The sequence below is a fragment of the Pseudomonas sp. MDV22-iso1 genome (genome assembly GCF_058145095.1).
In genome coordinates this window covers 89,276-110,087 of sequence record NZ_JBYVMF010000014.1, presented here as the reverse complement: position 1 = coordinate 110,087, position 20,812 = coordinate 89,276, and the positions used below count along the sequence as shown (strand labels likewise).

General features: G+C 60.7%; 19 protein-coding genes. 4 read left to right on the top strand and 15 right to left on the bottom strand.

The window, feature by feature from the left end:
* Nucleotides 1–53: 53 nt before the first annotated feature.
* Entirely contained in the window at nucleotides 54–1,061 is a 1,008-nt protein-coding gene (locus AC3ZVB_RS17110; RefSeq protein ID WP_490147228.1) for an RHS repeat-associated core domain-containing protein, read from the top strand.
* 43 nt (nucleotides 1,062–1,104) lie between these two features.
* Here AC3ZVB_RS17110 and AC3ZVB_RS17105 read toward each other — a convergent pair whose 3' ends face one another.
* Nucleotides 1,105–1,725 (bottom strand): TetR/AcrR family transcriptional regulator, encoded by a 621-nt coding sequence (locus AC3ZVB_RS17105; protein WP_194693300.1) that lies wholly within the window; start codon nucleotides 1,723–1,725, stop codon nucleotides 1,105–1,107.
* A gap of 140 nt (nucleotides 1,726–1,865) precedes the next feature.
* On the opposite strand from AC3ZVB_RS17105, the gene copC reads away from it, so the two are divergent.
* Together copC and copD are read left to right on the top strand one after the other, a co-directional pair.
* Nucleotides 1,866–2,231: a copper homeostasis periplasmic binding protein CopC gene (gene copC / locus AC3ZVB_RS17100; RefSeq protein ID WP_162440244.1), complete on the top strand. Its 366-nt coding sequence runs from the start codon at nucleotides 1,866–1,868 to the stop codon at nucleotides 2,229–2,231.
* A gap of 3 nt (nucleotides 2,232–2,234) precedes the next feature.
* On the top strand, nucleotides 2,235–3,095 hold the full coding sequence (gene copD / locus AC3ZVB_RS17095) for a copper homeostasis membrane protein CopD (protein ID WP_490147227.1): 861 nt from the start codon (nucleotides 2,235–2,237) through the stop codon (nucleotides 3,093–3,095).
* Between the two features lie 27 nt (nucleotides 3,096–3,122).
* On the opposite strand, the gene AC3ZVB_RS17090 is transcribed toward copD, so the two are convergent.
* A complete protein-coding gene (locus tag AC3ZVB_RS17090) occupies nucleotides 3,123–4,298 on the bottom strand; it encodes an HlyD family secretion protein (protein WP_490147226.1) in 1,176 nt (391 codons plus the stop codon).
* Nucleotides 4,295–5,950 (bottom strand): MFS transporter, encoded by a 1,656-nt coding sequence (locus AC3ZVB_RS17085; protein ID WP_162440241.1) that lies wholly within the window; start codon nucleotides 5,948–5,950, stop codon nucleotides 4,295–4,297. The genes AC3ZVB_RS17090 and AC3ZVB_RS17085 overlap by 4 nt, the downstream gene beginning before the upstream one ends.
* Before the next feature lie 331 nt (nucleotides 5,951–6,281).
* Between AC3ZVB_RS17085 and AC3ZVB_RS17080 the strand changes: the two genes are divergently transcribed.
* The gene (locus AC3ZVB_RS17080; protein ID WP_490147225.1) at nucleotides 6,282–7,139 is read left to right on the top strand and encodes an aldose 1-epimerase; all 858 of its coding nucleotides are present in this window, start codon (nucleotides 6,282–6,284) and stop codon (nucleotides 7,137–7,139) included.
* Here the strand turns inward: AC3ZVB_RS17080 and AC3ZVB_RS17075 are convergent, their stop codons facing one another.
* The 12 genes from AC3ZVB_RS17075 to pedF all read right to left on the bottom strand — a co-directional run bounded on the left by AC3ZVB_RS17075 (nucleotide 7,140) and on the right by pedF (nucleotide 20,723).
* Nucleotides 7,140–8,867 carry a PAS domain-containing hybrid sensor histidine kinase/response regulator gene (locus AC3ZVB_RS17075; protein ID WP_162440239.1) on the bottom strand — a complete coding sequence of 576 codons (1,728 nt, stop codon included), beginning with the start codon at nucleotides 8,865–8,867 and terminating at the stop codon, nucleotides 7,140–7,142.
* Complete coding sequence (gene ercA / locus AC3ZVB_RS17070; protein ID WP_162440238.1) at nucleotides 8,851–10,014, bottom strand: alcohol dehydrogenase-like regulatory protein ErcA; 1,164 nt, start codon at nucleotides 10,012–10,014, stop codon at nucleotides 8,851–8,853. Before ercA ends, AC3ZVB_RS17075 begins: the two co-directional genes overlap by 17 nt.
* 305 nt (nucleotides 10,015–10,319) lie before the next feature.
* The gene (gene pqqE / locus AC3ZVB_RS17065) at nucleotides 10,320–11,453 is read right to left on the bottom strand and encodes a pyrroloquinoline quinone biosynthesis protein PqqE (protein WP_490147224.1); all 1,134 of its coding nucleotides are present in this window, start codon (nucleotides 11,451–11,453) and stop codon (nucleotides 10,320–10,322) included.
* Complete coding sequence (gene pqqC / locus AC3ZVB_RS17060; protein ID WP_490147223.1) at nucleotides 11,450–12,202, bottom strand: pyrroloquinoline-quinone synthase PqqC; 753 nt, start codon at nucleotides 12,200–12,202, stop codon at nucleotides 11,450–11,452. Before pqqC ends, pqqE begins: the two co-directional genes overlap by 4 nt.
* 141 nt (nucleotides 12,203–12,343) lie before the next feature.
* The gene (pqqB, locus tag AC3ZVB_RS17055) at nucleotides 12,344–13,258 is read right to left on the bottom strand and encodes a pyrroloquinoline quinone biosynthesis protein PqqB (RefSeq protein ID WP_194693307.1); all 915 of its coding nucleotides are present in this window, start codon (nucleotides 13,256–13,258) and stop codon (nucleotides 12,344–12,346) included.
* Between the two features lie 55 nt (nucleotides 13,259–13,313).
* A complete protein-coding gene (pqqA, locus tag AC3ZVB_RS17050) occupies nucleotides 13,314–13,385 on the bottom strand; it encodes a pyrroloquinoline quinone precursor peptide PqqA (protein WP_010455123.1) in 72 nt (23 codons plus the stop codon).
* Between the two features lie 260 nt (nucleotides 13,386–13,645).
* Entirely contained in the window at nucleotides 13,646–15,166 is a 1,521-nt protein-coding gene (exaC, locus tag AC3ZVB_RS17045; RefSeq protein WP_162440234.1) for an acetaldehyde dehydrogenase ExaC, read from the bottom strand.
* 385 nt (nucleotides 15,167–15,551) lie between these two features.
* Nucleotides 15,552–17,327 (bottom strand): PQQ-dependent methanol/ethanol family dehydrogenase, encoded by a 1,776-nt coding sequence (locus AC3ZVB_RS17040; protein ID WP_490147222.1) that lies wholly within the window; start codon nucleotides 17,325–17,327, stop codon nucleotides 15,552–15,554.
* A 340-nt stretch (nucleotides 17,328–17,667) separates the two neighbouring features.
* Nucleotides 17,668–18,606 (bottom strand): quinoprotein relay system zinc metallohydrolase 1, encoded by a 939-nt coding sequence (locus AC3ZVB_RS17035; RefSeq protein WP_490147221.1) that lies wholly within the window; start codon nucleotides 18,604–18,606, stop codon nucleotides 17,668–17,670.
* Nucleotides 18,607–18,621: 15 nt separating this feature from the next.
* Nucleotides 18,622–19,383 carry a quinoprotein dehydrogenase-associated SoxYZ-like carrier gene (locus AC3ZVB_RS17030; RefSeq protein WP_162440231.1) on the bottom strand — a complete coding sequence of 254 codons (762 nt, stop codon included), beginning with the start codon at nucleotides 19,381–19,383 and terminating at the stop codon, nucleotides 18,622–18,624.
* Nucleotides 19,380–20,258, bottom strand: a complete 879-nt coding sequence (locus AC3ZVB_RS17025) for a substrate-binding periplasmic protein (RefSeq protein WP_194693311.1) — start codon at nucleotides 20,256–20,258, stop codon at nucleotides 19,380–19,382. Before AC3ZVB_RS17025 ends, AC3ZVB_RS17030 begins: the two co-directional genes overlap by 4 nt.
* A 3-nt stretch (nucleotides 20,259–20,261) precedes the next feature.
* Complete coding sequence (gene pedF / locus AC3ZVB_RS17020; protein ID WP_162440229.1) at nucleotides 20,262–20,723, bottom strand: cytochrome c-550 PedF; 462 nt, start codon at nucleotides 20,721–20,723, stop codon at nucleotides 20,262–20,264.
* Nucleotides 20,724–20,812 lie beyond the last annotated feature (89 nt).

Here is a 20,812-nt window from a genome sequence, read left to right as displayed (position 1 = left end):
GATTCAGGGTTACCCGACTCTAGCAACACTCCACCGGCAATGGACCCACGCCTATGTCCTCGTCTTTGAAAATACGCCGCCGCTACCGCTACGACCCCTTGGACCGACTCTCGAGCGCAGGCCCTTCAGAGGGTACAAGCACCCAACGGTTTTACCAGGGCGACCATCTGGTGACCGAACGGGAAGAACGCTCACAACGAACAATCATCCGCCATGAAGCTCATCCGCTGGCGCAGCAACGGAGTATGGCTGGGGAAACCGAAACCACGCTTCTGGCGACAGATCAGGCTCATTCGCTGCTGCGTACTGTCGAGCAGCAAGTGGCTTATACCGCTTACGGCCATCACCCGGGCGAAAGTGGTTTGAGTCGCTTGATTGGATTTAACGGTGAGTGTCCCGACCCTGTCACCGGTCACTATCCGTTAGGACAGGGCACACGGGCTTTTAATCCGGTGTTGATGCGATTCAACAGCCCGGATGAGTTAAGTCCTTTTGGTAAAGGGGGGATTAATGCGTATGCGTATTGCGAGGGAGATCCGATCAACTTTCGCGACCCAACCGGTAACGTTCGCTTAATGCAATTCCTAAATCAGCATAGACGGTCGGTAATCGTCAACCCATTGCATCGGCTACAACCCTCCTCCCAATCTATAGTCCGGCCCGCTCGTCCGGCATCTGCTCCCACTCCTTTTGTTTATACCGCCACTCCAATTGCAAAAACAGAAGTAACGTTTAAACCGCTGCCGCCCGAGGCAACAAGAAAAGTACGTCCTTACAACGAAGGAAAAATACGGACCGGCAACAACAAGAGATCACACGCAATGCACAAAAATCTAAGTGATGTTGCACGTGAATACGACGAACACATGCGCCTTCATCCGAGTACAGATATAACGCCTGACAACGCCTTTCTACAGCCTTTCCTTTTGGCCGAAGAGCAATACAAAAAAAGGCAAATTAGCTCAGGTCAATTTGCCTATAAACGACACCGAGCCAAGCAAAACGCACTAGAGAAAATCAAGAAGGCAAGCCAATCAATTCGAAACGATGACATGGACTGACGACCCGTAAGGTTCGCGAAGGCCAGCAACTTGCCAAAAAAACTCAGGGCTCCAACCCAATCCCCCGCAAGATCACACTCGTCACCGTCTGCACCGCCCTTTCAAACTGCATGTCCGACAACGGCTGATGATCATTGAGGATATTCACCTGATGATCAAAGTCGGCGTAGTGCTGGGTCGAGGCCCAGATCATGTACAGCAGGCTTGAGGGCTCCACCGGCAGGATGCGTTTGTCTTCGACCCATTGGCGGATCTTGGCTTCTTTCATCTTGGCCCAATCGTAGAGGCTCACGTCCAGTGCCTCGCCGAGGGTCGGGGCGCCGTGGATGATCTCGTTGGCCCAGACTTTGGAGCCGTAGGGACGGCTGCGGGAGTGGTTCATTTTGGCGCGGATGTAGCTGCTCAGTACCACGCGGGGGTCGTCGAACATTTCAAAGCACAGGGCGTCCTGCTTCCAGACTTCCAGCAAATCGAACAGCACGGCGCTGTAGAGTTCGGTCTTGGTGCTGAAGTAGTAATGCAGGTTCGAGCGCGGCAGTTGCACTTCGGCGGCGATGTCGGCCATGGCGGTGCTGCCGAAGCCTTTTTCGGCGAAGACCTTTTCGGCCCCCAGCAGAATCTTTTCGACGTTACTGCGACGAATCTCGATCTTGTGATTGCCCATGAGGGCTCCCTGACGACAGCGTTGGTCAAGACTAGCATCCGCTCTACCTCGCGGCGACAAGGGAAAACGAAACTTCGTACAGGCCGTCTGCGGAAGGTAAACTGACGGCCTCTTCGAACCTGCCCAAGAGGTATTCCACGATGCTGCTCAAGAAAGCCCTGACCACCGCTGCCCTCCTCGGCAGCCTGTTCGCCGCCTCGTCGGTGTTTGCCCACGCCCATCTGAAAAGCCAGACGCCCGCTGCCGACAGTACTGTCAGCGCGCCTGCCGAGTTGCGCCTGGTGTTTTCCGAAGGTGTCGAAGCCACCTTCACCAAGGTCACCCTCAGCAAAGACGGGACTGACGTGCCGGTGAAAAGCCTGACCACCGAAGGCAGCGATAAAAAAACCCTGATCGTGACGCCAGCCGCGCCGTTGACCGCCGGCGCCTATAAAGTCCAATGGCACGCCGTGTCCGTCGACACCCACAAAAGCGAAGGCGCCTACAGCTTCAAGGTGGGTCAGTAATTCATGACGAGCGCGATGGTGCTGTGTCGTTTCCTGCATTTCACCGTGGTGCTGCTGCTGTTCGGGGCCTGGGCATTCAGGCCTCTGCTGTTGAACCGTGAATCGCTGGCGCTGGACCGACGTTTGGCAAGCGTATGCCGTTGGCTGACGGCGGTGGCGCTGGTCAGCGGCGTGTGCTGGTTGCTGTTGATCACCGCCAGCATGGCTGGCGCCTGGGAAGCGGCGTTCGACCCGGCGACTTTGCAATTAGTGCTGACCAACACGTTTTTCGGCCAGGTCTGGGGCTGGCACCTGCTGATCAACGGGGTGTTGATGGCGCTGTTGCTGACACCCTTGGGCGCTAACCTGCCTATTCGGCTGACCCTGGCCAGTCTGTTGCTGGCGACTCTGGCGCCGGTTGGTCATGGCGCGATGCTCGACGGCCTGAGCGGACAGTTGTTGATCCTCAACCAAATTGTCCACCTGACCTGCGTCGGCATCTGGCTCGGCGGATTGATGTTGCTGGTGATGATCCTACGGCAACCGACGGGTCATACAGTCAGCGTCATTCTGCAGCGATTCAGTGGCGTGGGTTACGCGTTGGTCGCGGGATTGGTCATCACCGGACTGATCAATGTCCGGGTACTCACCGGGCAATTCTGGCCGACGCCGTCGTGGTCCGGTTTTGCCTTGATCCTGTTGATCAAGGTCGTGCTGGTCCTGGTGATGCTGGGGCTGGCGTTGTTTAACCGTCTGCGGATCAAGGATTGCGAACAGCGAATGGGGGCGCTTAAAAGCAGCGTGATCATGGAGTGGCTGCTGGGGATTGGCGCCGTGGCGGCAGTGTCGCTGCTGGGCACCATGCCGCCAATGGTTGCGGCCTGAGCACCTCAATCCTGCAGGCAATGCTGTTCACTCAAGTGGTACGCCTACTCTGTGGCGAGGGGATTTATCGTTATCCCCCTCCGCCGCCGTATCGATACTCACCACCACCGACATCCCCGGCCGCAGACGCTCGCTGCCTTCCTGCCCGTCATTCACCGTAATCCGCACCGGCACGCGCTGGGCGATCTTGACGAAGTTGCCGGTGGCGTTGTCCGCCTGCAACAACGCGAACTCCGACCCGGTCCCCGGTGATATGCGCTGCACCTGCCCATGAAATAGTCGGTGATTGAGGGCATCCACGGTAAACGTTACCGGCTGGCCGACCCTCACGTTGTTCATCTGGGTTTCCTTCATGTTGGCGATCACCCACAACTGATGCGGCACCAGCGCCATCAGCTGCGCGCCGGAGTTCACATAGGCGCCGAGGCGCACGCCGATCTGCCCGAGCTGACCGTCGCGCGGCGCAATGATCCGGGTGTTGGACAGGTCGATGCGCGCCAGTTGCACCGCGGCGTCCGCACTGGCGACCGCCGCTTCCAGCGAGCCACGATTGACGATCACCGACTGCAAATCCTGGCGCGCAATTTCCAGATTGGCCTGGGCTTGAGCCACTGCCGCAATGGACTGCGCGTTCGCCGCCAAGGTGACGTCCAACTCGCGCTTGGACACAGAACCGTCACGCACCAGCTCGTTGTTTCGGCGCAGATCCGCTTCACTTTTACGCGCCTGAGCCTGGCTGTCAGCGACGGCGGCCTGACGCAGCTTGATGGTCGCCTCGGCGCTGTTGCGTTGCTGTACCACGTTGGCCAGGGCCGCTTTCTGTACCGCCAACTGCGCCAGCGATTGATCGAGACGCTGCTGGTAGATCCGGTCGTCGAGCCGCACCAGCAGATCCCCGGCCTTCACAAACTGAAAGTCCGACACCGGCACTTCATACACGTAGCCGCTGAGCTGCGGGCCGATGATCGTCACCTGACCACGCACCAAGGCGTTCTCAGTGGTTTCGACGGCGCTGCTGAACGGCGGCAGTTGCCAGGCGTACAACACGATCAGTACACCCACGATGGCAATGGCCGCAAAGCCCATGGACGAAAGCACCCGCACTCGCAATGAACGTGGTTCGGTGGCGGGCGTGGACGGTGGTTCGACACCTTCAGGCGTCGCGGCGATGGCATTGGTGGTGGTTGTGGTCGGTTCGGTCATGAAGAAGAAACACCGCTAGGGGCTACGGGAGGCGTTGGGGCGACGTTTTTGGTGGTGCTCATCAGCCACAGGGCGCGAAGGGAAATCCAGATCATGGTCAACACGGCAATCACCGCGATCAGCATGAACACATCGTTATAGGCGAGCACATTGGCCTCGCGTGCGGCGGCCGTGGCCAGACTGCGTATGCCTTGCAGATTGCGCAGGCTCGGGTCAGCGATCACTGAACCGAGGGCATTGCCGCCGCTCTGAACCCGTGCGGCCACACGCGGATCGGTCATGGTCAGGTGTTCGACAATGTTGCTGGAATGGAATTTCTCGCGAGCGATCTGAAACGTGCCCAGCAGCGCCGCACCAATCAGGCCGCCGAGGTTCTGGCAGATACCAAACAGCACGGAAAAACTCACCAGGTTGCGCGGGTTGGTCAGGACGTTGCGCGTCCCCAGCACCATCGTCGGGCCCAGGAAAAAGGTCCCGCCAAAGGCTAGCAGGAACTGGCTGAAATACATGTTTTCCGGGCGGGTCAGGTTATTCGAATGGCTGTCGATCACCGAACCGACGGCCATCAGCGCCAGCGACACGATCAGCGGCATGAACAAGTGCTTGGGGTTGATGGTCAGGGCGCTGGTGACCAGCCCGGCGATGCTGCCGATCATCATCACCACATAAAGACTGTGCAGCTGCTGGCTGCTCATGTTGAGGAACTGCATGAACCCGACAGCACCGGTGGATTGCTCCGAGGTCACCATGCGGATAAGGACCACCGCCAGTGCCAGGCGAATCATCACGCCACTGCCGAGCCAACGGGTCATCAGCATCGGGTTGCTGCGGTTGTGTTCGATCGCCAGCCCCCCGAGGATCAATGCGATGGACGCCGCCAACGCCACGCCAATCCACGGCGCTTCCAGCCACCAGTCGATCCTCCCCAGCGACAGCACCGCGCAAAGCAACGCCACACCGCTTGAAAGAATGGCGAAAGTCAGGAAATCGAGTTTTTCGAAGGTCTTGAAGCGGTCGCCCGGTGGCAACTTGAGGAGAAACACGCAACCCAGGGACAGCAGCGCCATGCCCAGTTCAAACAGATAGAGTCCGCGCCACTCGGCGATCTGCAGCAGGTCTTCGGAGAACAGCCGTGCCAGCGGCAAGGCCAGTTGCGAGGTCCCGAGGCCCAGGACCAGCGCCTTCATCCGCCACTTCGCCGGGAACGCCTGGATCATGTAATACAGGCCCAGAGAACTCAACGCCGCCCCCACCATCCCGTGCGCCGCCCGCACCGCGATCGCCGAATTCAGGTCGTTGACGAACAAGTGGCCGAAAGTGACCAGCGCATAGAGCACCAGAAACACTTCCGTGAACGCCCGCAGACCGAACTGTTGGCGAAATTTCACCAGCAGCAGGTTCATCGACACGTTGGTCATGACATAGGCTGCCGGCAGCCAGGCCATCTCGGCCGTGGTCGCCCCCAACGCGCCTTGCAGGTAAGTCAGATTGGCGATCACCAACGAGTTGCCCAGGCCGCCGGTCAACGCCACCAGCAATCCCACCAGCGCGAAGGCGAACCGCTTCGGCGTGGAGTGCAGCGGCGTCGAGGGGGAACCGGGCAGGCTGGGCCGTTCATGGGGTTGCCAGTCGCGCGGGGCGTAGTGATCCATTCAATAACCTTGTTCTAGATATGTCGCCAGTTTGCCGCAAATCCCTGTTCAACACACACGACGGTCATCGCACAAACCCTCCCTCAGGTTGTAGAGGTAATCAACGCCTGCACAGAACCTGTGGCGAGGGAGTTTACTCCCGCTGGGTTGCGAAGCGACCCTCTCCATTTTGCGCCCGCTTCGCAGCCGAGCGGGAGTAAACTCCCTCGCCACAAGAGCGCTGCCTCATCGTGCGGTGAAAAAACCACCGGCATCCAGGGGCTGCCGGAGCCGACGCAAGCTGCTACAGGGTTTAGCGTATTTCTCAGGGCAAAAAGACAAGGCACCCAGATTGATCGAGCTCAAAGACGAACTTACCCATCTCACCCTCGCCCCCGAGATCGGCGGCAGCATCGTCAACTGGACCGTGCGCAGCACCGGGCAGCCGCTGCTTCGACACAGCGACGCCCACGCGCTGAACACCGGCCTGCCCGGCAAGCTTGCCTGCTTCCCTTTGGCACCCTGGTCAAACCGAGTATCAGCAGGCGGTTTCGACTGCCCCGATGGCTGGCTCACTTTGACGCCCAACAGCCTCACCGACCCGTTGCCGATTCATGGCAGTGCCTGGCAGCAGCCGTGGCAGGTGGTGGCGCAGTCGCGTAATGACGCCGTGCTGCAACTCGACAGCACCACACCCTTCGCCTATCGCGCCTGGCAACGTTTTCATCTGAACGAGGGTCGACTGAGCATCGAGTTGCACGTCACTCATCTGGCCGAACGCGCCGCTTGGCACGGCCTGGGTTTGCATCCCTACCTGCCACGCACCCCGGATACGCGCCTACAGGCAAAGGCCGGGCACGTGTGGATGTGCGACGCGAGCAAACTGCCCACCCAGCTCAGCGCTGTACCGGCAGACTGGGATTTCCAGTCGCTCAAGGCGTTGCCCGACAGACTGGTCGACAACGGATTCTGCGAATGGGACGGGCATTGCCTGATCCAGCAACCCGACCTCGGTTACGAGCTGCACTGCCAGGCCACTGGCAGCGATGTTTTTCTGCTCTACTGCCCACCGGGACTGGATTTTTTCTGCATCGAACCGGTCAGCCATCCGGTGGATGCACACCACCTGCCGGGCCGACCTGGCTTGCGCCTGCTGGAGCACGGGCAAACCACCGAACTCGGTTTCAGCCTGCAATACCGCGCATGCTGATCACCCCAGCAACTGGCTCAGCACCGCACGCAACTTGCCGGGTTTCACCGGTTTGTTCAGCAGCGGCGCATTGAGTCGCTGCAGCGAACGCCGGCACTGATCGGTGCGGTCGGCGGTGATGATCACGGCCGGGATGGTTTGACTGAAGTGCTCGCGCAAATGCCTGACCACCTCGCAACCCACCACCCCGTGATCGAGGTGATAGTCCGCCAGAATCAACTCCGGCGCCTGTCCCTGCAACGCGCTCAACGCTGAAGCCTCGTCCGTGGCCGTCACCACCTCACAGCCCCACTGCCCGAGCAACGCGCTCATGCTTTCAAGGATGCTCACTTCGTTGTCGAGCACCAGCAAACGTCGACCCGGCAGCGGATTGCCCGTACCCGGTTGCGGCACCGCCAGGCTGATGGGCAACGGCACCTCGCGGGACATGGGCACCTCGATGGCGAACCGCGAGCCCCGGCCCGGCAATGAATGCACCTGGACCCGATAATCAAGAATCTTGGCGATGCGTTCGACGATCGCCAGCCCCAGGCCCACCCCTTTGCGGTCGGCGGCCCGGCCAACGTCCAGCTGATTGAATTCGAGGAAGATCGAGTCGAGGCGATCGGCTGCAATCCCACGCCCGGTGTCCCACACTTCCAGGCTCAACTGCTCGCCCCGGCGACGTGCCGCGAGCAAAATGCAGCCCTGATCGGTGTAGCGGCACGCGTTGCTGAGGAAGTTGCGCAGGATGCGCGTCATCAGCCGCAAGTCGGTGCGGATCGCGTAGTCGCCCATGTGCACACGCAAGTTCAAACCGGCCGCCTCGGCCACCGATTGAAACTCCGACACCAACGGCCCGAGCAATTCGTCGAGGCGATACAGCGCGATGTCCGGCTTCACGGCGGCCTGGTCGAGCCGGGAAATATCCAGCAGATCCGTGAGCAAATCCTCTGCCCCTTCCAGGGCCTGGTGCGTGCGTTCGACCAATACCTGCTCAATGTCGGGCAGCTTGCGCTCGCGCAGGGTAGAGATCAGCAAACGTGCGGCGTTGAGCGGTTGCAGCAGGTCATGGCTGGCGGCGGCGAGGTACTTGTCCTTGCTGTGATTGGCCGCCTCGGCAGCGTCACGGGCATCGCGCAAGGCTTCGGCGATCTGTTTGCGCTGGGTGATCTGCTGCTGCAGGTTGCGGTTGGCTTCGAGTAGTTCATCGGTGCGCGCAGTGACCCGCTGTTCCAGTTCGTCATTGAGCTGCTGCAAGCGTTCCTGGGCCAGTTTGCGTTCGGTGATGTCGGCGACAAAACCTTCCACCAAACCTTCCTGATCGGGCTTGAGCAACAGGTTCATCAGCACGTCGAGGCTGGTGCCGTCCTTGCGCCGCAGCTGGGTCTCATAGCCGTGCAGGCTGCGTTGGGTTTTCAGCAGCTCACCGATGTTTTCGAGCTCCTGGGCGCCGCCGACAAACAGGTTGCTGGCCAGGTCCGCCAGGGAGAACAACACCTCTTGCGGGTCTTGATAACCCAGCATGCGCGCCAGTGCCGGATTGGCGGCGCGCATGCCTTCGAGCAGGCTGGCCTGGAAGATCCCGTGCACGGCATTTTCGAACAACCATTTGTAGCGATTGCGCTCGGCTTCCAGCTCGTCGAGGCGCGCCGCGAGTTCCGGATAATGGCTCTTGCGTGCCGAATGGCTGCCTAAACCCAGTAACCCGGCCAGCGCCCGTTGTTGCTCGTCAGAGGGCTTCGCCATAGACGACCTCGACATCACGCTGACTGGATTCACGCGGATTGGTGAGGATGCACGGATCGTCCATCGCGTGTTGCGACAGGAATGGAATGTCCGCCGTCCGGACACCGTGCAACCCCAGGGTTTCATGGAACCCGATGGCGTGTTTGAGGGCAATCAGGTGGTCGACCAGGCGCCCGCAGATCTCCCGATGATTGAGGCCCCGGCAATCGATGCCAAAGGTCTCGGCAATGACTTTGAAGCGGTCCGGTGCGGAGCTGTAGTTGAACGCCACCACGTGTTCTACCAGCACCGCGTTGCACAGGCCATGGGGCAAGTCGAGAAACCCGCCGAGGCTGTGGGACATGGCGTGCACGGCCCCCAGAATCGCGTTGGAAAACGCCAGCCCGGCCTGCATGCTGCCCAGCATGATTTTCTCGCGCAGGGCAATGTCCGTCGGGTTGGCGATCATCTGCACCAGATTGCCATTGATCAGGCGCATGGCCTCCAGCGCATGAGGGTCGGTCAACGGCCCGTGCCCGGTGGACACGAAGGCTTCGATGGCATGCACCAGGGCGTCGATGCCGGTACAGGCCGACAGGAACGGGTCCATGCTGAGGGTGGTTTCCGGGTCGATCAGCGACACGTCTGGCACCACGGCCTTGCTGACGATCGAAAACTTCATGCGTTCTTGCTGGTTGGAAATGATCACGAATTGCGAGACGTCCGCCGACGTGCCGGCGGTGGTCGGGATCAGGATCAGCGGCGGGCTTGGCACGCGGATGGTATCGACGCCTTCGAACTCGAGGATGCTGCGCCCGTGAGCGACGACAATGCCGATGCCTTTGCCGCAATCCATCGGGCTGCCGCCTCCGACCGCCACGATCACGTCGCAGTGGTTTTCCCGGTACAGCTCGGCGCCGAGCATGACTTCTTCGACACGGGGGTTGGGCGACACGTCGCTATACAGAAAGTAGTCGATGCCTTGGGATTGCAGGCTGGCCTCGACGTCGGCGACCCATCCGGCGGCAATCACCCCGGGGTCGCTGACCACCAGGACCTTGCGCGCACCAAAGGTCTTGGCATAGTTGCCGACGTTATGCCGGCAACCGGCACCGAAGATGATTTCAGGGGAAACGAATTTACGCAGCTGGCTGAGACTCTGGCTCATTGGAAAGCCTGTTTTTTATTGTTTTGAAAGGTAAAGCCACACTAACCCATCCGGCGGTTAATGCAATCAGACCAATGGGTAGCGTGTGGCGGTCCGAGCCTGGAGCGCTGCTCGATTGTTAATCCATTGGAGATCCAATGTGGGAGCCTCGGTTAGAGCCTCGGTTAGAGCCTTTGTGGCGAGGGGATTTATCCCCGTTGGGCTGCGAAGCGGCCCTAAAAAAGCTTTACGACTGCTTCGCAGCCGAACGGGGATAAATCCCCCCGCCACACAGGCTCACTCCCACAGGGTTCCATGTACACAAATCACCCGCGGTAGATCAGCCGCGACGCCTTTTCGTTGCGCAAGGTCAGGTGTTCCATGCCCTGCCCCGGTGCATCCGCTTCATCGCGGGCCTTGAGGATGACGCCGTGATGCTCGGACTTGCTGCACACCGGATCGGCATTTTCCGCATCGCCCGTGAGCATGAACGCCTGGCATCGGCACCCGCCCAGGTCCTTGTGTTTTTCATCACAGGAACGGCACGGCTCCTTCATCCACTCATCACCGCGAAAGCGGTTGAAGCCGAAAGACTCGGTCCAGATGTATTCAATGCTGTGCTCGCGCACGTTGGGAAATTCAACCGGCAGTTGTCGGGCGCTGTGGCAGGGCAGCGCGGTACCGTCCGGGGTGATGTCGAGAAACAGGTTGGCCCAGCCGTTCATGCAGGTCTTGGGGCGCTCTTCGTAATAGTCCGGGGTGACGAAGATCAGCTTGCACGGGTGACCCTGGGCTTCAAGGCGCTCACGGTACTCGTTGGTGATGCGTTCGGCGCGTTGCAACTGTTCGCGGGTCGGCAGCAGGCCGACGCGATTGAGCTCGGCCCAGCCGTAGAACTGACACGTCGCCAACTCAACGAAATCCGCCCCTAGCTCCAGGCACAGCTCGATGATCTGCGCGATCTGGTCAATGTTATGCCGATGGGTGACGAAATTCAGCACCATCGGGTAACCCTGGTCTTTCACCGCCCGCGCCATGGCCATCTTCTGCGCGAAGGCCTTGCGCGAGCCGGCCAGCATGTTATTGACCGTTTCGTCCGCGGCCTGAAAGCTGATCTGGATGTGGTCGAGACCGGCGACCTTGAAATCACGTACTTTCCGCTCGGTCAAGCCGATGCCCGAGGTGATCAGGTTGGTGTAGTAGCCCATGTCCCGCGCGGCTTTGATCAACTCCGCCAGGTCTTGGCGAACCAGTGGTTCGCCGCCGGAGAACCCCAACTGTGCGGCGCCCATTTCCCGTGCTTCACGGAACACGCGAATCCATTCTTCGGTGGTCAATTCGGCACCCTGTTGGGCAAAGTCCAGCGGGTTCGAGCAATACGGGCATTGCAACGGGCAGCGATAGGTCAGTTCGGCCAACAGCCACAGCGGTGGTCCGGGCTGCGCGCTGATCCCGTTCACAAGGCAATCCCCCGGTGCCAGACGTGCTGCGTTGTCACGGTGTGATACGGCGGGCGCTCAAGCTCGTAGGCCATGCTCATGGCGTCGAGCATGCTCCACAGCACATCGAGCTTGAATTGCAGGATCTCCAGCATGCGTTGCTGACCTTCGGCGGTCACGTAATGCGCCAGAGTGATGCGCAATCCGTGCTCGACATCCCGCCGCGCCTGACCCAGACGTGTCCGAAAATAGTCATAGCCGGCCACATCGATCCACGGGTAATGGGTCGGCCAGGCGTCGAGCCGAGACTGATGGATCTGCGGCGCGAACAACTCGGTCAGGGAGCTGCTGGCCGCTTCCTGCCAACAGGCACGACGGGCGAAGTTGACATAGGCGTCCACGGCGAAACGCACACCTGGCAGCACCAATTCCTGAGAGAGTATCTGCTCGCGATCGAGTCCTACCGCCTCGCCCAGCCGCAACCAGGCTTCGATGCCACCCTCGCTGCCGGGAACGCCGTCATGGTCGAGGATGCGTTGCAGCCATTCGCGGCGCACGTCGCGGTCGGGGCAATTGGCGAGAATCGCGGCGTCCTTCAGGGGGATGTTGACCTGGTAATAGAAGCGGTTGGCGACCCAGCCCTGGATCTGCTCGCGGGTCGCGCGGCCGGCGTACATGGCTTGATGGAAGGGATGGTGGATGTGGTAGTAGGCGCCTTTGGCACGCAGGGCCTGCTCGAATTCGGTGGGGGTCATTGCCAGGGTGGTCATTTTGTTCTCCTTATCGGCATTGCGGCGGCTGGACCGGCCTCATCGCGAGCAGGCTCACTCCTACAGGTTTTGGGTACATCGCAGTGTTGGGTAAACCGAAAATCCCTGTGGGAGTGAGCCTGCTCGCGATGGGACCAGCCGCTACAACTCAATACTCATGCCGTCATAGGCCACTTCAATCCCGCGCCGATCCAGGAGCGCGCGCTCCGCCGAGTCTTCATCGAGGATCGGATTGGTGTTGTTGATGTGGATCAGCACCTTGCGTTGGCGCGGGTAAGCCTCCAGCAACTCGAGCATGCCACCCGGCCCGCTCTGCGCCAGATGGCCCATCTCACTGCCGAGGCTCTGCCCGACTTCACACACGCGCATCTCGTCATCGCGCCACAAGGTGCCGTCCAGCAACAGGCAATCGGCTTGCTGCATCCAGCCCAGCACTTCCTCATCGACCTGCCCCAGGCCCGGCGCATAGAACACAGAGGCGCCGCTGCGCAGGTCCTCGATGAACAGACCGATGGTGTCGCCTGGTTGCGGATTGCCGCGATTCGGCGAATACGGTGGTGCGTTGCTGGTCAGTGGAATCGCGCGAAACTGCAAGTGCTTGCAGGCCGCGATACTGAAGGGTTCACGGTCCAGGGCTATGGGGTGCCACTGCAAGCCGCCGTTCCAGTGCTTGAGCATGGTGAACAACGGAAAACCACTGCTCAGGTCTTCATGCACGCGCTCGGTGCAATACACCGAATGCGGGCAGCCTTCGCGCAGGCTCAGCAGGCCGGTGCAATGGTCGATCTGGCTGTCCATCAGCACGATCCCGGCAATCGCCGTATCGCGCAATCGACGAGCCGGTTGCAGCGGCGCGAAGCTTTCAAGCTGCGCGCGAATATCCGGTGAAGCATTGCACAGCACCCAATCCACACCGTTGTCGCTCAGGGCAATGGACGACTGCGTCCTTCGCTGCGCGCGCAGGCTGGCGTTGCGCACGCCGGTGCATTGGCGGCAGTTGCAGTTCCACTGCGGAAAACCACCACCGGCGGCGGAACCAAGAACACGGATGTGCATGAGCAATGCTCCAGAAGGCAGGCCCGGCCAACACAACGGCTGGCCGGGTGGACAATCAACGATTGGCGAAATACATCGTCACTTCGAAGCCAATGCGCAGATCGGTAAACGCGGGTTTATTCCACATGGGTCAATCCTCTTCTTGTTCCGGGCAATTCCGGTAGAGCCATTAATGCACGGCGGGCCAGGCGGCCGAATGCTACTTTCGAACGAAGTCGCGGGTGCGTTGGTAGGGGGTAAACGGACACACGAAACACACACAAACCCCTGTAGGAGCTGCCGCAGGCTGCGATCTTTTGATTTTGAGTTTCAAGATCAAAAGATCGCAGCCTGCGGCAGCTCCTACAGGGGTTGTGTAGCTTCAGTGAACTAGTGTCCAGTGCCGGGTTAGAAGAACCCCAACGGATTGATGTCGTAGCTCACCAGCAGGTTTTTGGTCTGCTGATAATGGTCGAGCATCATTTTGTGGTTTTCACGACCGACACCGGATTTCTTGTAGCCACCGAATGCGGCGTGCGCCGGGTACAGGTGATAGCAGTTGGTCCATACCCGTCCGGCCTTGATCGCCCGGCCCATGCGATACGCGCGGTTGATGTCGCGGGTCCAGAGGCCCGCACCCAGGCCGAACTCGCTGTCGTTAGCGATCGCCAGTGCCTCGGCTTCGTCCTTGAACGTGGTCACACCCACCACCGGGCCGAAAATTTCTTCCTGGAACACACGCATCTTGTTGTGCCCCTTGAGCAGAGTCGGCTGGATGTAATAACCCGTCGACAAGTCACCCTCCAGACGCTCGGCCGCGCCGCCGGTCAACAATTCGGCACCCTCCTCCTGAGCGATTTTCAGGTACGAGAGGATCTTGTCATATTGCTGCTCGGACGCCTGGGCGCCGACCATGGTTTCGGTGTCCAGCGGGTTGCCGCGTTTGATCTTGACGATTTTCTTCATCACCTCGGCCATGAACGGTTCGTAGATCGACTCCTGAACCAGCGCGCGTGACGGGCAGGTGCACACCTCGCCCTGGTTGAAGAACGCCAGCACCAGACCTTCAGCGGCTTTCTCGATGAACTGCGGCTCGGCGTTCATGATGTCTTCGAAGAAGATGTTCGGCGACTTGCCGCCCAGTTCGACGGTGCTTGGAATGATGTTCTCGGCAGCGCAATGCATGATGTGCGCGCCAACCGGAGTGGATCCGGTGAAGGCAATCTTGGCGATGCGTTTGCTGGTGGCCAATGCCTCGCCGGCTTCGCGACCGAAGCCCTGAACGATGTTCAATACGCCGGCCGGCAGCAAATCGGCGATCAATTCCGCGAAGACCATGATCGACAGCGGCGTCTGCTCGGCAGGCTTGAGCACCACGCAGTTACCGGCAGCCAGGGCCGGCGCGAGTTTCCAGGCGGCCATCAACAACGGGAAGTTCCACGGGATGATCTGCCCGACCACGCCCAGTGGTTCGTGGAAGTGATAGGCGGTGGTCAGCTCATTGATTTCAGCGGCGCCGCCTTCCTGTGCGCGGATGCACCCGGCGAAATAGCGAAAATGGTCAGCGGCCAGCGGCACGTCGGCGTTCAGGGTTTCGCGCACGGCCTTGCCGTTGTCCCAGGTTTCGGTGACGGCGAGGATTTCCAGGTTCTGTTCGATACGGTCGGCGATTTTCAGCAGCACCAGAGAGCGGTCCTGCGCCGAGGTCTTGCCCCAGGCATCCGCAGCGGCGTGGGCGGCATCGAGAGCTTTGTCGATGTCGGCAGCACTGGAACGAGGGAACTCGGCGATCGCCTCACCGGTGACGGGGGACGTGTTGGTGAAATACTCGCCATTGACCGGGGCGACAAACTCGCCGCCGATGAAGTTGCCATAGCGCTGTTTGAAGGAAACGACGGCGCCGGGGGTTCCGGGTTGTGCGTAGATCATGATTAGGCCTCAGTCTGGGTCGATGCCTGTCGGGCAAACAGGCGATGAACCGATAGTAGAGAGCCCCGCGTGCCAGACGAATGCGCCGTTGGCAGGGGGACTCTCGTTATTTGGTCGTAGAAAAAAGCGTCGGTGCGATCCGGTACTAGTGGCATCGCGCATGTGTGGCAGGGTGAATGCCTTTGTGGCGAGGGGATTCATCCCCGTTCGGCTGCGCAGCAGTCGTAAAACCATCACACACGGCGTACCTGATACACCTGGGTTGCAGGTTTTGGGGCTGCTTCGCAGCCCAACGGGGATGAATCCCCTCGCCACAGGTCAGCGAGCGCCACACACAGTCGTGGGAACGATCAGCAACGATCAGCAACGATCAGCGCAATCAGCGTCAGTGTTTAGCAACCAGGTCTTTCGGCAATTTGAACGTCCAGAGCATCCCGCCCTGGTTGAAGTCCTTGATCCGCTTGGCCACTTCGCCGCCCCATAACGGCACCGCGCCACCCCAGCCGGACAGCACCGACACATACTGCTCGCCGTCCATTTCCCAGGTCACAGGCGAACCGAGGACGCCGGAGCCGGTCTGGAATTCCCAGACTTTCTCACCCGTCTTGGCGTTGAACGCTTGCAGGAACCCTTCAGGCGTTCCGGTGAACACCAGGTTGCCCTTGGTGGTCAGCACCCCGCCCCACAGCGGCGCGAAGTTCTTGTGGCGCCAGACTTCCTTGCCGGTTTTCGGGTCAATGGCCCGCAGCACACCGATGTAGTCCTCGTTCAATGGCTTGATGGTGAACCCGGCACCAAGGAACGCGGCGCCTTTCTTGTAGGCAATGCCTTCGTTCCAGATGTCCATGCCCCATTCGTTCGACGGCACGTAGAACAACCCGGTGTCTCTGTTGTACGCCATCGGCATCCAGTTCTTCGCACCCAGAAACGCCGGCGCCACGAACACCGAACTGCCTTTGGCTTCAGTACCCGGCGCGCCCGGCCGGCTGGCTTCGTTGTAGATCGGCCGGCCTTCCTTATCCAGGCCGGTGGCCCAGGTGATCTTGTCCACGAACGGGAAGCCGCGGATGAATTTGCCGTTGGTGCGGTCCAGCACGTAGAAGAAACCGTTGCGGTCAGCGGTGGCGGCGGCTTTGATTTCCTTGCCACCCTCGGTGTAGTTGAACGAGATCAGCTCGTTGACGCCGTCATAGTCCCAGCCGTCGTGAGGCGTGCTCTGGAAGTGCCATTTGATCGTGCCGTCGTCGGGGTTGAGTGCCAGGCGCGAGGACGAGTAAAGGTTGTCGCCAGGACGCAGGTGCGAGTTCCACGGGGCCGGGTTGCCGGTGCCGAACAACAGCAGATTGGTTTCCGGGTCGTAGTAGCCGCCCAGCCAAGGGGCCGCACCACCGGTTTTCCAGAGGTCGCCGGGCCAGGTCTTGCCCGCTTCGCCGCCAGAGATGCCGTTTTCAATGGCTTTGCCATCTTTGTAGACGTAGCCCATATGGCCTTCCACCGTAGGGCGGGACCACAGCAGGTCGCCGTTTTTCGGATCGTAGGCTTCGATCTTGCCGACCACCCCGAACTCGCCACCGGCCACGCCGGTAATCAGCTTGCCGTTGATCACCAGCGGTGCGGCGCTGATCGAGTAGCCCTCTTTGTGATCGGCGACTTTCTTGCTCCAGACGACTTTGCCGGTATCCTTGTTCAGGGCCACGAGCTTGGCGTCGAGGGTGCCGAAGAACACCAGGTCGCCATACAGCGCGACGCCGCGGTTGATCACGTCGCAGCATGGACGGATGTCATCGGGCAGGCGTGCATCGTATTGCCAGAGTTTTTTGCCGGTGCGCGCATCCACAGCGAAGACCCGTGAGTAGGAACCGGTCATGTACATCACGCCGTCCTTGATCATCGGCTGCGCTTGCTGACCGCGCTGCTTCTCGCCGCCGAAGGAAAACGCCCAGACCGGCCGCAGTTCCTTCACGTTATCGACGTTAAGCGTGTCCAGCGGGCTGTAGCGCTGGCCCTGGACGCCCAGACCGTTGGTGACAATCTGGTCCGGGTTTTTAGGGTCCTGGAGGATGTCCTGGTCGGTAACGCCCGCCAGCGCCTGGCCGGACAGCAGCATGGCACTGAACAGAACGCTCAAGATGAAGGGTTGGCGACGTGCGGGTTGGGTCATGACGGCTACCTCTGCGATTTTTGTTATACCCGGGAAATTTTCCCGGTCAGGTGCAGATTCTTGGGCGCCGCCGCCCTGGCAACAATTGCCCGCAGTGCTGAGATTGCTAGTCCCTTAGTACCGGGTCGGATGAGACCAAACCCGGACATACACGTCCCCTGTAGCAGCAGCCGTACACCGCCCCTGTAGCAGCTGCCGAGCCTGCGAGGCTGCGTTCGAGTGCGCAGCGCTCGCAAAATGGCTGGCGAATGCTTCGCATCCGAACGCAGCCTCGCAGGCTCGGCAGCTGCTACAGGGGACGTGTTGGCAGTGGGGTAAAGGGTTGCGTCGGCAGAGCGGGTTATTTGCCCGCAGTGGAATCGACTCGGCTCATCTGCGCGCGCTCATAGCGCGGATACAGATGGCTGACGCTGCGGATCAGCTCGTAGCGGCTCAGATTGATGCCCGCGAAACGCTCGGGAATGGGGCTGCGGATCATCTCGGACATGTCGCTGCCCTGGGCGGCGCCGTCGCGCAGGAGTTGATCGAGCCAGGACAGGTAATCGCGCATCTGCTCGAAGGGTTTTGCATCCGTGGCCACCGGCCCATGACCGGGCACCACCCGCGTCCAGGGCAACGCCTGCAAGGTCGCGATGTCTGCCAGCCACACCGCCAGCCCCGGAGAGTTTGGCGTGGTCAGCGCCCGTTGATAAAACACCAGATCACCGGCAAACAGCACCCCGGTTTGCTGGTCGAGAATAGCCAGATCCGCGCCCGTGTGCCCACCCAGGCTCAGTACGCGTAAATCGTGATTCCCAAAACTTTTCACACCCGGCTCCAGCGTCCGAGTCGGTAACACCACTTCGGTGCCGCGCATCCAGTCGCCAACGAGTCGATACATGTTCTCGGCCATCGCATCACCCTGCTGATGCAACAACTCGGTAGTGCCCGCCAACGCGGCAATCGGCACATCACTGAAGGCCTGATTGCCCAGCACATGGTCAGGGTGATGGTGGGTCAGCCACACCTCGATCACCGGCTTGTCGGTGGTCGCGGCAATGACCTTGCGCATGGCTTCGCCGTAGCGCTTCGAGGGCCCGGTGTCGATCACCACCACGCCGCGTTCGGTGACAATGAACGCGGTGTTGACGATGTTGCCGCCATTGGCCTTGGCGAAATTGTCGGTGCTGCCTTCCAGCAACCAGGTGTCCGGGGCGATGAGCCTGGGTTTGAGCGAATACTCAAGATCGGCCAGTGCCGGCCAGCTCAAACCGATGAACAACAACAGCATCCAGCGCATCGCGCGCTCCTTGGGTCAGGGTATGGCCGCATCGAACTCATTGCCGCTGTTGTCACGCAGCAACAGGCGCGTCTGCCCTGCCCCTTCGATGTCGAAGGTCAGGTTGGGGTTTTCGCTGACGGCGGGAAACAGCTCGAGACGGGCCAGCACCTGATCGTTCTGGTCCCTCAGCTCGGCGTGATTGATAAAGAATTCCGGGATGCCGCTGACCATGCCGTTGTCCATCGGATGCGCCACCTGCACGCGCACGCGACTGAATTCGCCACGGGGATACCGGCCGCCAAGGACTTCGCCGATGTGCTCCTCCCAACCCGGCTGCGTGCGCACCACACTCGGTGCGGTGCAGCCGCCGCCCGCCGCATCGATCAGGGTCGAACCCACATGCCACAGGCCATCCCGGGTCAGCACCGCCGCGCGCAAAGGCGTGGCCTGTTCAATGCGAATACGGATCGACAGCCAGGGCAGCACGCCGGTCACAGGCTGGAAATCGACGATTTTGGGCAAGGGATTGAGTTCGGCCCAGGCGAGGATTTTCACCACGTCGCCCTTGAAAGCCCTGGCGTCGATTTCCAGGGGGACTTGCCGCGCGTCCTCGGCGAACGGTGGTGCCAGCAGCTTGACCCGGTCATCGAACACGAACGGCGCATCGCCCAGCATCTGCTTGTGGTAGAACGCCCACATCACGGACGGCACCGGGTCTTTGCCGGGGTCGATGTCCGCCGCGTGTGCCGCGATCGGCAACCAGACGGCTAACAGGCAACTCGCTCGCCAGTTCACTGTTGGTACATCTCCGGCACGTCATAACGCAGGCCGTAACGGGCATACAGGGATTTGACCGAGCCGTCGCGAATCAGGCCTTCCAGCGCCTCTTCCACGGCATACGCCAGCTGCCGGTTGCTTTCGTGCACCGCCATGCCGATCTCCCAGCGTTGCTTGCCCATGTTCGGGTAGGCGTTTTCCGCCAGCGCCACCTGCGGATCGGCCGCTTCGTGGACTTGCCAGTCAATCTCGCCACGCATCGCCATTACCGCATCGACTTCGCCTGCCTTCATCCCCGCAAAAGCCTGGGGCACACCGGGATAGTGGCGGGTTTTAGCGGCGAGCATGCCGTTGAACACAGAGGTCAGGTAGAACGACGGCACGCTGTCGACTTCGACGCCGATGGGATGCTGTTCAAACACGGCGACACTGCCGACTTTGTCCAGTCGACGACGGTCATAAGCGACTTGCCATTGTTCGGTCTGGTAAGGCCCGAACATCACCACGTGAGCGTTTTCCAGTTCGCCCAGATCGTTGCGTTTGCGGGCGTAATCCTGATCGTACGGGACGCGCATCATCATGTCGGCCAGTTGCAGATCGTGCAGCTGACTGGCGCGCCAGATGTAATCGCGCAGGTCGTCGTCAAGCTTCTCTCCCGCCGGTGCCCAGATCAGTGTCAGGTGCACGCCTAGGGCTTTGGCGAGCGCCTCGGCAAGTTCGACGTCCACGCCTCGCGCCTGGCCGGCGTCTTCGAAACTGTAGGGGGCGAAGTCCTTGTAGACGGCGACTTTCAGCTCCCCGGCGGCGATCATTTCGTCATAGGTTCGCACTTGCGCCTGCGCCGTCTGGCAGCACAGCAACAGCGCACTGATCAATACCGCGAGCAGGCGCATGGATTACTCCTCGACGTGGACCGTGTCCAGGTAAGTGCGCACCGCCCACAAGGCTTCCTGGCTCAGGTAATCCGCCATTTTCGGCATGTACACCCGCCCGTCACGCACCGCGCCGTGGCGCACGCGCTCGACGAACCACTCATCCCCGGCGTCACCGACGTCAAGCATGCGCAAATCCGGAGCGATGCCGCCCGACTTGGCTTCCAGGCCATGGCAAGCGGCGCAGTTCTGGTTGTAGGCTGAAGAGCCGATTTCCACGGCCTTATCGTGCTGCGGGGAGCTGCGATACGGGTTCACCGCTGCCCAGCCATCGGCATCGACCTGTACGCCGGCATCCTTGACCGGGGTCAGGCCCTGGGTTTCCACCGCTTGCGGTACGACGTTGCCATGTGCCCAGACGGAGCCTGCGCTGATCACGCCAGCCAGTAAGCCGGCAATTAGCAAGGCGTTGTGTTTTGTTGTCATTGTTATGCCCTCAGGATTGCACGCAAAACCTCTTGGCAGAGGCTATGGCAACCATCTTAGGAAGCGCATTGCGCCAGCCCCATGCTGCT